The organism is Variovorax sp. TLI9-5A, from assembly GCF_056867935.1.
Window position 1 is genome coordinate 3,497,339 of the sequence record NZ_CP200310.1, and the last position, 12,721, is coordinate 3,510,059.

The following is a 12,721-nucleotide window of genomic DNA, read 5'->3' on the forward strand; positions in this document are numbered from 1 at the left end:
CAGGCGGGCCTGTTTCTGGCTTCTTAGCGCTTCTTGCTGCCGAAGATCCCGCCCAGCACGCCGCGCAGGATCTCCTTGCCCACCGAGGTGCCCATGGTGCGCACCGCCGACTTGGCCATGGTCTGCACCAGCCCGTCGTGCTTGGCTCCGCGCGGGCCGGTGGTGCCGAAGAGCATGTCGTTGAGCATGCCGCCCATGCCCGAACCCGAGGATTCGGCCGTGCCCTTGGCACCGGGCACCGCGGCGGCAGGAGCGTCGGGTGCGCTTTCGGCGCGGCCTTTGAGTTTTTCGTAGGCCGATTCGCGGTCCACCGACTTCTCGTAGACACCCGCGACCAGCGAGCCGGCGACAAGCGCCTTGCGCTGCTCGGGCGTGATGGGGCCGAGCTGGCTGGCCGGCGGCAGCACGAACACGCGCTCGGTCACGCTGGGGCGGCCCTTTTCGTCGAGCAAGCTCACCAGCGCCTCGCCGACCGCGAGTTCGGTGATGGCTGTCTCGATGTCGAGGCCCGGCTTCTGGCGCATGGTGCTGGCGGCCGCCTTCACGGCCTTCTGGTCGCGCGGGGTGAAAGCGCGCAGCGCGTGCTGCACGCGGTTGCCGAGCTGGGCCAGCACGGTGTCGGGAATGTCCAGCGGGTTCTGGGTGACGAAATACACGCCCACGCCCTTGGAGCGCACCAGCCGCACCACGAGCTCGATGCGTTCCACCAGCGCCTTGGGCGCCTCGTTGAACAGCAGGTGGGCCTCGTCGAAGAAGAAGGCCAGCTTGGGCTGCTCGGGGTCGCCGACTTCGGGCAGCTGCTCGAACAGCTCCGAAAGCATCCACAGCAGGAAGGTGGCGTACAGGCGCGGCGAGTTCATGAGCTTGTCGGCCGCGAGGACGTTGACCACGCCCTTGCCGCCCACGGTCTGCATGAAGTCGGCGATGTTGAGCATCGGCTCGCCGAAGAACTTGTCGCCGCCCTGGGTCTCGATCTGCAGCAGCCCGCGCTGGATCGCGCCCACGCTGGCGGCGCTGATGTTGCCGTACTGGGTGGTGAACTGGCTAGAGTTCTCGCCCACGTACTGCAGCATGGCGCGCAGGTCCTTCAGGTCGAGCAGCAGCAGTCCGTTGTCGTCGGCGATCTTGAACACCAGGTTCAGCACGCCGGCCTGGGTTTCGTTCACGTCGAGCATGCGGCCCAGCAGCAGCGGGCCCATGTCGGAGACGGTGGCGCGCACCGGGTGGCCCTGTTCGCCGAACACGTCCCACAGCGTGACGGGGCAGGCCGAGGGCTCGGGCAGGTCGATGCCGCGCTCCTTCAGCGTGGCGGCCAGCTTGTCGCCGATGCTGCCCTTCTGGCTGATGCCGGTCAGGTCGCCCTTGACGTCGGCCATGAACACCGGCACGCCGATCGAAGAGAGCTTCTGCGCGATGGTCTGCAGCGTGACGGTCTTGCCAGTGCCGGTGGCGCCGGTGATGAGGCCGTGGCGGTTGGCCAGGCCGGGGAGGAGGCTGCACTCGATGGTGTCGTGCCGTGCGATCAGAAGAGGGTCGGCCATGGGGCGCTCCGTCGTATGGGAAGCGGGCAGTCTAATCAACCAGCACTCCTATAATCCACGGCCCGCACGGTGGTTCAGGAAAAAGTTTTAGGAGGTTTTTTTGTCATCGACTGCCCAGCCCCCCATTCCCGCCAACGGCGACGCCTCCGAACAGTCGCCGATCGAAAAAGAGCTGGCCGTGCTGCTCGTGAACGCGCTGAACCTCGAGGTCGCTCCCGAGGACATCGTGCCGACCGAACCGCTGTACGGCGAAGGTCTTGGCCTCGACTCGATCGACATCCTCGAAGTCGCGCTCGAAGTCTCGCGCCGCTATGGCTTCCAGCTGCGTTCCGACGACGAACGCAACCAGCAGATCTTCCAGTCGCTGCGTACGCTCGCGGCTCACGTTGCGCAGCATCGCGTAGCCACCTGATCCCATGTCCCGATGGCGAATAGCGCTCCTGCTGGTGGTGGGGGTCGCATATGCCGGCCTCTCCCACTGGATGACGCTGTTCCACGCGAACCAGCCGTGGGCGGTGGTCGTGCTGCTGGGGCCGCTCTGGATCGCCGCCATGGGCCTGGCCGGCAGCTGGTTCGGGCGTTGGGGCGTCGCCATCGCGGCGGCGGCCGGTATCGGCGGCTTCTCGCTCGTCTTCCTGGGTGAGGCGGGCGATCCCAACCGGCTTTACGTGATGCAGCACGTGGCCATCAATGGCGCGCTGTGCGGCTGGTTCGGTTCCACGCTGCGCGGCAAGGGCCTGCCGTTGATCACGCAGTTCGCGCAGCGCGTGCATCCGCTGCGCGGCCACATGCTGTCCTACACCACGCAGCTCACACGCATCTGGACCGGCTTCTTCGCGGTGATGGTGGTGGCCTCGGTCATCATCTACCTGACGCGGCCGTTCTCCGACTGGTCGCTGTTCGCCAATGTGCTGTCGCCGGTGATGGTGACGCTACTCTTCGTGGGCGAGCACCTGGTGCGCTACCGGCTGCATCCCGAATTCGAACGTACGCGCCTCGTGGACGCGGTGCGCGCGTTCTACGGCACGTCGACGGTTGACACCAGCCCCGGCGGCCAATGACACAGGCCCCGCCCGCGTGACGACTGACGACATCCGCCTCCTGCCACTGCTCGCGAACCGCGACCCCGACGCCCCCCTCGCATGGCGTGCCGGCGTGCCCGTGAGCACGCGCCAGTTTCTGGCCGACGTGGCCCGCTTCGCGCCCACGCTTCCGGCCGAGGGCGCCGCCGTCAATCTCTGCGGTGACCGCTATGCCTTCGCGGTGAGCCTCGGCGCGGCGCTGGTGCGCGGCCACGCGAGCATGCTGCCGCCCGATGCGCGGCCCGACACACTCGCGCGCCTGCTCGAATCCAGCGGTTCGCCGCTTTTCGCACTCACCGACGACCCGAAGCTGCAGACGCCGGGCATGCAGCGCGTGCTGGTCGAAGGCCTTGCCGGTCCGGCGGGTGATGCTGGCGCAACCGTGCCGGTCATCGACGCCGCCATGCACGCGGCCAGCCTCCTGACCTCCGGTTCCACCGGCGTTCCGCAGCCGCACGCCAAGACCTGGCAGACGCTGGTGGGCGACGTGGCCGTGGCCGTCAAGCGCCTGTGCCGGGTGCTGGAGCGCCCGACGCTCGAGGGCCTGACCCTGGTTGCGACCGTGCCGGTGCAGCACAGCTACGGGCTGGAGTCGTCGGCGCTGCTGGCCATGCTGGGCGGCGCGGCCTTCGAGAGCGGCCGGCCGTTCTTTCCGGCGGATGTCGCGAAGACGCTGGCCTCGGTGCCGCGGCCGCGCGCGCTGGTGACCACGCCGTTCCACCTCAAGACGCTGCTGCTCTCGGGCATCGAGCTGCCGCCGGTCGACCTGATCCTGTCGGCCACCGCGCCGCTGTCGCCGCAGCTTGCCCAGCAGGCCGAGCAGGCGATGGGCGGCGTGCTGCTCGAGATCTACGGCAGCACCGAGTCGGGCCAGGTCGCCACGCGCCGCACCACCGACAACGAGATCTGGGAAACCTTCGGCGAGATCCGCGTGCACGCCGAGCCCTCGGCCGACGGCGGCCCCGAGCGCTTCATCTTCAGCGGCGACTTCATGCCCGGGCCCACGCCCATGGCCGACGTGCTCGAGCTGCTGGACGAGCGCCGCTTCCGCCTCTTCGGCCGCGCCAACGACCTGATCCACGTGGCGGGCCGGCGCAGTTCGCTGGCGCACCTGAACTTCCACCTCAACAGCATTCCCGGCGTGGACGACGGCGCCTTCTGGCTGCCCGACGAGGTGGCGGACGGCGTGGTGCGGCCGGTGGCCTTCGTGGTCGCGCCCACTCTGTCGGCGGGCGAGATCATCGCCGCGCTGCGCCAGCGGCTGGAGGCGGTGTTCGTGCCGCGCCGCGTGGTGCAGGTGAAGTCCTTCCCGCGCGAGGGCACGGGCAAGCTCACCGTGCGGGCGCTGCGCGAGTTCGCGCTGGCGCAACTGGCCGAAGACGACACGCCGGTGCAGATGGCCCATGCGGTGCCGGCCGATCACCCTGTGTTCGCCGGCCATTTCCCGGGCCAGCCGCTGCTGCCGGGGGCGCTGGTGCTGGCCGAGGTGATGGAAGCCATCCGCCGCGTGCCGGCGCTGGTGGCGCGGCTGGGCGAGCAGCCCACGCTGGCGGCCGCCAAGTTCCTCGCGCCCGTGCGGCCGGGTGCCGTGCTCTCCATCGAGCTGAATCCGGAGGCCGGCGCCTCCCGCGGCGTGCGATTCGACGTTCGCTGCGACGGCGTGGTGGCTGTCACCGGCCGCTGGACGGCCGTGCAAGAGTCGGGCTGATGAAGCACACCGACGTCGAGAGGCGCGCCGTGGACGAGGCTTCCCGCAACGGCCAGACGGAACCCAAGGGCGAGAGCGGCGACTGGGCGCACGCGCCCGAGCGCAGCAACATGCTCGCCCTGCGCTTCATCGTGATGATGGCGCTGGTGTTCGGCCGCCACATCACGCGGCTGCTGCTGCCGCCGATCGCCCTGTACTTCTTGCTGTTCGCGCCTGCGCAGCGCCGGCACATCAAGCGCTACCTCTTCCGGGCCATCGGGCCGAAGGCTGGCTGGGTCGACGGTTTCCGCCTGTTGCACGCCTTCGCGTCGACGGTGCTCGACCGGGTGTATTTCCTGCGCGGGCGCATGGACCTGTTCAAGGTGAAGATCGAAGGCAACGAGCCGCTCGACGTCGAGCTGGCGAATGGGCGGGGCGCCTTCCTGCTCGGTGCCCACGTCGGCAGCTTCGAGGCCCTGGGCGCCTGCAAGCAGCAGACGCACCAGCGCCACATGCGCCTCGCGATGCTGATGTATCCGGACAACGCGCAGCGCATCACGGGCATCCTCAACGCCATCGCGGTGCCGGAGTTGCGCCCATGTCATCGCGCTGGGCCGGCCGCACTCGATGCTGGAGCTGCGCGACTGGCTCGACGGCGGTGGCCTGGGCGGCATGCTGGCCGACCGCACGCTGCCGGGCGGCGAGGACCAGCCCGCGCACCAGCGCGGCAACAACATCGTGCTGCCCTTCCTCGGGCAGCCCGCCGTCTTCAACGACGGCCCCTTCCGCCTGGCCGCGCTGCTGCGCCGCAAGGTGTTCTTCATGGCGGGTCTGTACGGCGGTGGCGCGCGCTACGATGTCCGGTTCGATCCGCTGGCCGACTTCGGCGAGCGGGCATCCAGCCCCGCGGAGCGCGAGCAGCGCATCCGCGCGGCTGTCGAAGCCTACGTGGCGCGCCTGGAGGCGATGTGCCGTGCGTACCCCTACAACTGGTTCAATTTCCATGATTTCTGGCTCGAAGATGCGGCTTGACCGGCTTTGCAGGGCATTCGTGCTCGCACTGGCCTTCTGCGCCGTACCGGCCTGGGCGGCGTTCGACCTGCCCGAGCTGATGACGCTGCTGGCCAAGCAGAAGAGCGGGGAGGCCCGCTTCACCGAACAGCGCTTCGTGCACGGCCTCGAAGGTCCGCTGGACGCCAGCGGCACGCTGAGCTTCGACGCGCCCGACAAGCTGGTGCGCCGTACGCTGTCGCCGCGCGCCGAGACCATGGCGGTCGAGGGCAACACGCTCACGCTCTCGCGCGGCGGTCGCAACCGCACGCTGGCGCTCGACAGCATGCCCGAGCTGCTGGGCCTGGTCGAAGCCATGCGCGGCACGCTGACGGGCGACGGCGCCACGCTGCAGCGTTATTTCCGCAGCACCGTGTCGGGCTCCACCGCCAGGTGGACGCTCGACCTCGCGCCGCTGGACAGCCGCCTCGCCGCGCAGGTGCGCAGCATCCGCATCAGCGGACGCGCCAGCGACGTGCTGGGGCTGGAGATGGAGTTCGTCGGCGGCGACCGCTCCGTCATGAACATCACGCCGGGCGCCGCCGCGGCCGTGCCGACCGGCGCTGCCGGACGCGCCACGCCGTGATGCAGCCGGGGCAGCAACAGCAGGCGGGCGGCGGCCCGCCGGGCTGGGGGCGCAGGGCGGTCGTGCTGCTGGCATGGCTGCTGGTGCTGCTGTGCGGCGTGGTGGTCATCGCGCGCACGCAGATCGGCGCGGACCTCTCGGCCTTCCTGCCCAAGAGCCCCGACCTGCGCCAGCGCGTGCTGATCGAGCAGCTGCAAAGCGGCGTCGCCTCGCGCACGCTGATGCTGGGCATCGAAGGCGGCAGCGCGGCGCAGCGGGCCACGGTGTCGCGCGCGGTGGCCAGGGAAATGCGCGAGAGCAAGCTCTTCGAGCTGGTGCAGAACGGCGACGTGAGCGACTGGAGCGACAGCGGCACCTGGGTGTTCCAGCACCGCTACCAGCTCTCGCCGGGCGTGAACCCGGGGCATTTCACCGTCGAAGGTCTGCGCGACGCGATCAACGAAACCCTGTCGATGCTGGGCACGCCCGCCGGCAATGTGATCAAGCCTTTCCTCGACCGCGACCCGACCGGCGAGACGCAGCGCATCGCCATGGAACTGGTGCCCGCCAGCTCGCCGCGCAGCGAGGACGGCGTGTGGATGTCGCGCACCGCGCCGCGCGCGCTGATGATCGCCACCACGCGCGCCGCCGGCAGCGACCTCGACGCGCAGGCCGTGGCCATCGCCCGCGTGCATGCCGCCTACGAGGCCGCGACGCGCAGCATGGGCGCCGAGGCTCCCAAGCTGCTGCTGAGCGGCCCGCCGGTGTTCTCGGTGATGAGCCGCGACAAGATCAAGACCGAGGCGATCCATCTCGCCGTGGTGGGCGGCATCGTCATGGGCGGGCTGCTGTTGCTGGCCTTCGCCTCGCCGCGCGCGCTGGTGATCGCCTTCCTGCCGGTGGCCACCGGCGTGGTGATCGGCACCGCGAGCGTGAGCCTGGTGTTCGGCTCGGTGCACGGCCTCACGCTGGGCTTCGGCAGCACGCTGATCGGGGAGACGGTCGACTACGCCATCTACTACCTGATCCAGGCGCGCCAGGTCGGCGCGGGCGCCGTGGCCGGCACCGGCTGGCAGCGCTGGCGCGACCTGAACTGGCCCACCGTGCGGCTGGGGCTGCTGACCTCGGTGTGCGGCTTCGCGGCGCTGGTGTTCTCGGGCTTTCCGGGGCTGGCGCAGCTGGGCGTGTTCTCCATTGCCGGCCTGGTCGCGGCCGCGCTGGCCACGCGCTACGTGCTGCCGGTGCTGGCGCCCGATGGCGCCACCGGCATGGGCATGCGCCGCTACATGGCGCAGCTGGCCGGCGCGCTGGTGCGCGGCCTGCCGCGCCTGCGCTGGCCGCTGGCCGCGCTGGGCGTGGCCGCGCTGGCGCTGGTGCTGTGGCAGGGCGGCCACCTGTGGCGCGCCGACCTCGGCGCCATGAGCCCGGTGCCCAAGGCCTCGCAGCAGCTCGACGAGATGCTGCGCAACGACATCGGCGCCAGCGATGGCGGCGTGCTGGTGGTTGCCTTCGGCGACGACGAACAGGCCGCGCTGCGCCACACCGAGGCTGCCGCCGCGAAGCTGGACGCGCTGGTCGACAGCGGCGAGCTGGTCGGCTACGAGACCGTCACGCGCGTGCTGCCCAGCCTGGAAGTGCAGACCGCGCGCATCGCGGGCCTGCCCGATGCCGCAACCCTGCGCGCCAACCTGACCGAGGCCACCAGGGGCCTGCCGCTGCCGGCCTCGCGGCTCGAGCCCTTCCTGGCCGACATCGAGGCTGCGCGCAAGCTGCCGCCGGTGCAGCGCGCTGAGCTGGCCGAAGGGCCGCTGGGCCCGATCCTGAACACGCTGATGTACCAGCGCCCCGGCGGCGGCTGGGGCACGCTGCTGGTGCTGCACCCCGGCGCGAAGTTCGACCAGGCCCGGCTCGAAGCGGCGCTGTCGGGCCTGCCTGAAGTGCAGGTGGTCGACGTGGGGCGCGAGCTTGCGAGCCTGTACCAGCGCTACCTGCACGAGGCCTTCGTGCAGGTGCTGCTCGGCGCGCTGGCGGTGGTGGTGCTGCTCGGCATCTACCTGCGCTCGTGGCGCCGGCTGCTGGCCGTGTGCCAGCCGCTGGTGTTCGCGGTGGTGCTCACGCTGGGCGGCATGGCCGTGCTGCAGGCGGCGCTGGGCATCCTGCACCTCGTGGGGCTGCTGCTGATCGTGGCGGTGGGGTCGAACTACGCGCTCTTCTTCGACCAGCTGCGCACCACAGGGCGGGCCGACGAGGACACGCTGGCCTCGCTGATGCTGGCCAACCTGACGACCGTGGTGTCCTTCGGGCTGATCGCGATTTCGGACATTCCGGCGCTGTCGTCCATCGGCCGGGTGGTCGCGCCGGGGGCGTTGCTGGCGCTGCTGCTGTCGGCGGCTTTCGCACGACGAGTGGGGCCTTCGAAGGCTTCGCGCGGCGCATGAGGGGAAAATCCGGGTCCATGTCCTCCGCTTCCGCGTCCACCGACGAGTCCTGGCCCTGGCCGCCGGCCATCCGCGCCAGCGCCGCCTGGCATGTCGCCGCCATCGGCGCGGGCGTGCTGGTGCCGGGCGCCTTGCCGTGGGCGGTCGGCGCGATCGTGCTGAACCACGCGCTGATCACCGGTGCCGGCCTCACGCCGCGGAGCAGCCTGCTGGGCCCGAACGTGACGCGGCTGCCCGAGGCGGCCGGGGCGAGGCGCGAAGTCGCCATCACCATCGACGACGGCCCGGAGCCCGAAGTCACGCCGCGCGTGCTCGACCTGCTCGACGGGCACGGCCAGCGCGCCACCTTCTTCTGCATCGCCGAGCGCGTGCTGGCGCAGCCCGCGCTGGCGCGCGAGATCGTCGCGCGCGGTCACAGCATCCAGAACCACACGGCGCGACACCGGCACAATTTTTCGTTTCTCGGCCCGCGCGGTTTCGCCGCCGAGATCGCGCGGGCGCAGGACATCCTCACCGAGGTCACCGGCCAGCGCCCGACCTGCTTCCGCGCGCCGGCCGGCCTGCGCAACCCCTTTCTCGAACCTGTGCTGCACCGCCTCGGCCTCTCGCTCGTGAGCTGGACGCGGCGCGGCTTCGACACCCGCGAGGGCGACGCCGCCAAGGTGATGGCGCGCCTGAGCCACAACCTGCAGGCGCGCGACATCCTGTTGCTGCATGACGGCAACGCCGCGCGCACCGCTGCCGGACAACCTGTTTTGCTGGAGGTATTGCCCTTGTTGCTCGAACGCCTGCGCGCCGGCGGACTGCGCTCCGTGACCCTGCCGGAAGGGATGAAGTCGTGAACGCCGCGATGTTGCCTTCACTGTCGACCGAGGCCGCCTGGCGCGAGCTGCACGAGGCCGCCACCATTCCCTACAAGAAGGGCGGCAGCTTCGCCTGGCACTTCGCGCGCGGCAAGCTGGGGCGCGATCCGGTGTTCCGCGGGCTGCTCGAGCGCGGGCTCTTCGGCGCGCAGCATCACCGCGTGGTCGACATCGGCTGCGGCCAGGGCCTGTTCGCGAGCCTGCTGGCCTCGATGAGCGCGATGCAGAAGCAGGGGCGCTGGCCTTCGTCGTGGCTCGCCACGCCGCACGGCGCCGACTACACCGGCATCGAGCTCATGCCCAAGGACGTGGCGCGGGCCGAGGCCTCCATCGGCCACCTGGAGCCGGCGCCTCGGCTGGTCTGCGCCGACATGTGCAAGGCCGACCTGCCCGACTGCGATCTCGTCGTGATTCTCGACGTGCTGCACTACGTGAACCTCGAGGCGCAGGAGGGCGTGCTGCTGCGCGTGCGCGACGCGCTGCGCCGTGGCGGCAACCCGCACGCCCGGCTGCTGCTGCGCGTGGGCGATGCGTCGAGCCGCCGCGGCTTCGCCATCAGCCAGTGGGTGGACCGCACGGTCACGCGCATCCGTGGGCACAAGGTTTCGCCGACCTGGGGCCGGACACTGGCCGAGTGGACGGCGCTGCTGGATCGCCTGGGTTTCCGCGTGCGCAGCATTCCGATGAGCGAAGGCACGCCCTTCGCCAACGTGCTGCTGGTGGCCGACCTGGAGCCGGCCGCTTGACCGCGCCGCAGACGCTGGACCGCGCGGGCATCGCCCTGCGCATTCCGCACAGCGGCAGCATGTGCCTGCTGGAGCGGCTCGAAGGCTGGGACGCCGACTCCATCCGCTGCAGCACCACGACCCACGCGCAGGACCACAACCCGCTGCGCACCGAAAGCGGCCTGCTGGCGCCGAACGCCATCGAATACGCCGCGCAGGCCATGGCTCTGCACGGCGGGCTGCTGGCCGAGGAGGGCAGCGCGCCCTCGGCCGGCTTTCTCGCGAGCGCGCGCAACGTGAAGCTGGCGGTGGCGCGGCTGGACGACGTGGCCGGCGCCCTGCAGATCGGAGCCCGGCGCCTGTCGGGCGACGACCGGCAGATCCTCTATGAATTCACGGTGAAGGCCGAGGACGGCCGCATGCTGGCCGAAGGCCGCGCCGTGGTGGTTCTGAACACGCCGCTCGTCGCGGCGGCATGAATAAACAAGAAAGCACGGCGTCGCCATGAGTCTCGAAGGAAAACGCGCACTGATCACGGGCGCGAGCGGCGCGCTCGGCGCCGCCATGGCCGAGCGCCTCGCGCGCGACGGCGCCACTGTGCTGCTGCATGCCAATTCGCGGCCCGAGGCGGTCGAGCAACTGGCGGCATCGATCACGGCCGCGGGCGGCAAGGCCGAATGCCACGTCTTCGACCTGTGCAGCGACGAGGCGGCCGCGGCGGCATGCGCGCGCATCCTCGAAGGCGGGCCGGTACAGATCCTCGTCAACAACGCGGGCGTGCACGACGACGCCGTGCTGCCCGGCATGCGCGCCGACCAGTGGCACAAGGTGATCGACGTGTCGCTCAACGGCTTCTTCCGCGTCACGCAGCCCTTGCTGCTGCCGATGATGCGCACGCGCTGGGGGCGCATCCTGAACATCTCGTCGGTGGCCGCGATTGCAGGCAACCGGGGGCAGGTCAACTACGCCGCGGCCAAGGGCGCGCTGAACAGCGCAACCAAGGCGCTGTCCCTCGAAGTGGCCTCGCGCGGGGTTACCGTGAACGCCATCGCGCCGGGGATCATCTCGTCGCCGATGGCGGATGCGGTGTTCGACCCCGCGGTCATCAACCAGATGGTGCCGGTGAAGCGGGCCGGGACGCCGCAGGAAGTGGCTGCGCTGGCTTCGTTCCTCGCGAGCGAGGAGGCCGGCTACATCACGGGGCAGGTGATCTCGATCAACGGCGGGATGATCTGAGCGGCTGCGTCCGGAGCGTGGTGCCGGCTATTGCGGGTCGATGTGCCCGGTCTGCTTCCACCTGGCGATCCGCGTCATGTGGTACTGCAGGTAGAGGATGCTGAAGAAGAAGGTCATGGCGCCGGACAGCCTCAGCCCGATCGATTCGACGCTGTTGTAGTGGTCGAGCATCGAGCGCCGCATCGAGTAGTACCCGCAATAGAAGAGCACGAACGCCAGGATCTGAAGCAGCCCCCCGACCCCCTGGATGCCTTCGGAGCCCGAGGCATCCATCACATTCCCGATGACCGCCAGGGCGACATTGCCGGCCAGGTACAGGGTCGCATTGGATCGGGGATCGATGTTGCGGCGCACCCACGTGGAGTGGAAGAACGGCCAGACGATGGCGAAGATGCCGAAGGTCAGTACCGTGAACAGCAGGACCAGCGCCCAGTGCAGCTTCGGTGGCAGGCTTTCCTGCGATACCGGCGACTGTTGCCCGTAGGAGGACGGCGGCGCGGCATAGCCCGGCACCGGGGGCACCTGGTGGGGCGGGAAAAGGGGCGGGGGTGCAACGGGAGGCGGCGTGGACTGCGCCGTGCGCTCGCCGAACAGTTGCAGGGCCGTCTGCCATTCGGCCATGCCTTCGCGCCAGACCATGTCTGTCGGGGCGATGTTTCCCCGGGCGTACAGCGACCTGGCTTCGCTCTCTTCATAGGGGCCGAAGGCCTGGCCGTTGCGGTTGACGTGGATGTCCAAGATGAATCTCCCTCGATCTGGTGTTTCTGGTGTTCTGGGGGGCGTCGGGGTCGAGTGTGCCTCGGGCGGTCTCCCGGCCGCCCGGATCAGGCACGTTCACTCAAAGAGGCAGCGTATCGAAGGCGGCGTAAGCGGTGGCCAGCCACGACTTCACCCGCTGGCGCTCCAGCAGCCCCAGCGCATGCGGCCCGTCGCGGTCGTTCACGGCCTTCCAGAAGCTGGTGTTCTGCGCGTCGATCTTGCGCATGCTCGCGTCATGCAGGCGGGGCAGGGCGATCACGCGGGCGCCGTTCGCAGTCGCCTTCGAGAGCGACTGCGAGCCCAGCAGCATGCCGAAGTCGCTGCCGCGTCCGTAGTTCTGCACCACGATGTAGTTGGGCCGGTTGCCGAAGGTGTCGATCAGCGTGCCGAGCAGGTCGGTCGAGTCCTTGCCGTCGTCCAGCACGTGCCAGAAGTTGACGGTGACGCCGATCTCGGCGAACACGTCGAAGAGGTCCGATTCCTTGATCCAGCGCGCCAGCGGCGCCAGCGTCTGCGCCGCGAGGTCGACGATCACGCTCTGCTGCGGGTTCGTCTCGAAGCCGTTGACCACCGTGTCGAGGCCTTCGAAGCTGTCGACCACCACCGGCGAGGCGAAGCCTTCGTAAAAGCGGGTGAACGAACTGTGGGAGCGGTCGGTGTCGAAGCCGGTGAAGGGCCGGCTGTGGTCGATGAAGTACTGGGCCAGCACCCGCGCGGTGACCGACTTGCCTACACCGCCTTTTTCGCCGCCGATGAAGTTGATGGAGCTCATGAG

The 12,721-nt window shown here is 69.9% G+C and carries 13 protein-coding genes; 10 read left to right on the forward strand and 3 right to left on the reverse strand.

Annotated elements, in window-relative coordinates; translation table 11 throughout:
- Nucleotides 1-23 precede the first annotated feature (23 nt).
- Nucleotides 24-1,541 (reverse strand): helicase HerA-like domain-containing protein, encoded by a 1,518-nt coding sequence (locus AC1VNX_RS16585; protein WP_483157674.1) that lies wholly within the window; start codon nucleotides 1,539-1,541, stop codon nucleotides 24-26.
- Between the two features lie 100 nt (nucleotides 1,542-1,641).
- Between AC1VNX_RS16585 and AC1VNX_RS16590 the strand changes: the two genes are divergently transcribed.
- The 10 genes from AC1VNX_RS16590 to fabG all read left to right on the forward strand — a co-directional run bounded on the left by AC1VNX_RS16590 (nucleotide 1,642) and on the right by fabG (nucleotide 11,187).
- Nucleotides 1,642-1,953, forward strand: coding sequence for a phosphopantetheine-binding protein (locus tag AC1VNX_RS16590; RefSeq protein ID WP_093194980.1), 312 nt, complete (start codon nucleotides 1,642-1,644; stop codon nucleotides 1,951-1,953).
- A gap of 4 nt (nucleotides 1,954-1,957) precedes the next feature.
- Nucleotides 1,958-2,602: a COG4648 family protein gene (locus AC1VNX_RS16595; protein WP_483157675.1), complete on the forward strand. Its 645-nt coding sequence runs from the start codon at nucleotides 1,958-1,960 to the stop codon at nucleotides 2,600-2,602.
- A 16-nt stretch (nucleotides 2,603-2,618) separates the two neighbouring features.
- Nucleotides 2,619-4,331, forward strand: a complete 1,713-nt coding sequence (locus tag AC1VNX_RS16600) for an AMP-binding protein (RefSeq protein WP_483157676.1) — start codon at nucleotides 2,619-2,621, stop codon at nucleotides 4,329-4,331.
- 606 nt (nucleotides 4,332-4,937) lie between these two features.
- On the forward strand, nucleotides 4,938-5,342 hold the full coding sequence (locus tag AC1VNX_RS16605; RefSeq protein ID WP_483157677.1) for a hypothetical protein: 405 nt from the start codon (nucleotides 4,938-4,940) through the stop codon (nucleotides 5,340-5,342).
- On the forward strand, nucleotides 5,314-5,946 hold the full coding sequence (locus AC1VNX_RS16610) for a LolA-related protein (RefSeq protein WP_483157678.1): 633 nt from the start codon (nucleotides 5,314-5,316) through the stop codon (nucleotides 5,944-5,946). The genes AC1VNX_RS16605 and AC1VNX_RS16610 overlap by 29 nt, the downstream gene beginning before the upstream one ends.
- Complete coding sequence (locus AC1VNX_RS16615; RefSeq protein ID WP_483161966.1) at nucleotides 5,946-8,363, forward strand: MMPL family transporter; 2,418 nt, start codon at nucleotides 5,946-5,948, stop codon at nucleotides 8,361-8,363. Before AC1VNX_RS16610 ends, AC1VNX_RS16615 begins: the two co-directional genes overlap by 1 nt.
- A gap of 17 nt (nucleotides 8,364-8,380) precedes the next feature.
- Complete coding sequence (locus AC1VNX_RS16620) at nucleotides 8,381-9,205, forward strand: polysaccharide deacetylase family protein (RefSeq protein WP_483157679.1); 825 nt, start codon at nucleotides 8,381-8,383, stop codon at nucleotides 9,203-9,205.
- Between the two features lie 8 nt (nucleotides 9,206-9,213).
- Nucleotides 9,214-9,972, forward strand: coding sequence for a class I SAM-dependent methyltransferase (locus AC1VNX_RS16625; protein ID WP_483161967.1), 759 nt, complete (start codon nucleotides 9,214-9,216; stop codon nucleotides 9,970-9,972).
- Nucleotides 9,969-10,430 (forward strand): hotdog family protein, encoded by a 462-nt coding sequence (locus tag AC1VNX_RS16630; protein WP_483157680.1) that lies wholly within the window; start codon nucleotides 9,969-9,971, stop codon nucleotides 10,428-10,430. Before AC1VNX_RS16625 ends, AC1VNX_RS16630 begins: the two co-directional genes overlap by 4 nt.
- Before the next feature lie 25 nt (nucleotides 10,431-10,455).
- Nucleotides 10,456-11,187 (forward strand): 3-oxoacyl-ACP reductase FabG, encoded by a 732-nt coding sequence (fabG, locus tag AC1VNX_RS16635; protein WP_301511806.1) that lies wholly within the window; start codon nucleotides 10,456-10,458, stop codon nucleotides 11,185-11,187.
- 27 nt (nucleotides 11,188-11,214) lie between these two features.
- Here the strand turns inward: fabG and AC1VNX_RS16640 are convergent, their stop codons facing one another.
- Complete coding sequence (locus AC1VNX_RS16640; RefSeq protein ID WP_483157681.1) at nucleotides 11,215-11,925, reverse strand: DUF4339 domain-containing protein; 711 nt, start codon at nucleotides 11,923-11,925, stop codon at nucleotides 11,215-11,217.
- A 100-nt stretch (nucleotides 11,926-12,025) separates the two neighbouring features.
- Nucleotides 12,026-12,718 (reverse strand): P-loop NTPase family protein, encoded by a 693-nt coding sequence (locus AC1VNX_RS16645; RefSeq protein WP_126020235.1) that lies wholly within the window; start codon nucleotides 12,716-12,718, stop codon nucleotides 12,026-12,028.
- Nucleotides 12,719-12,721 lie beyond the last annotated feature (3 nt).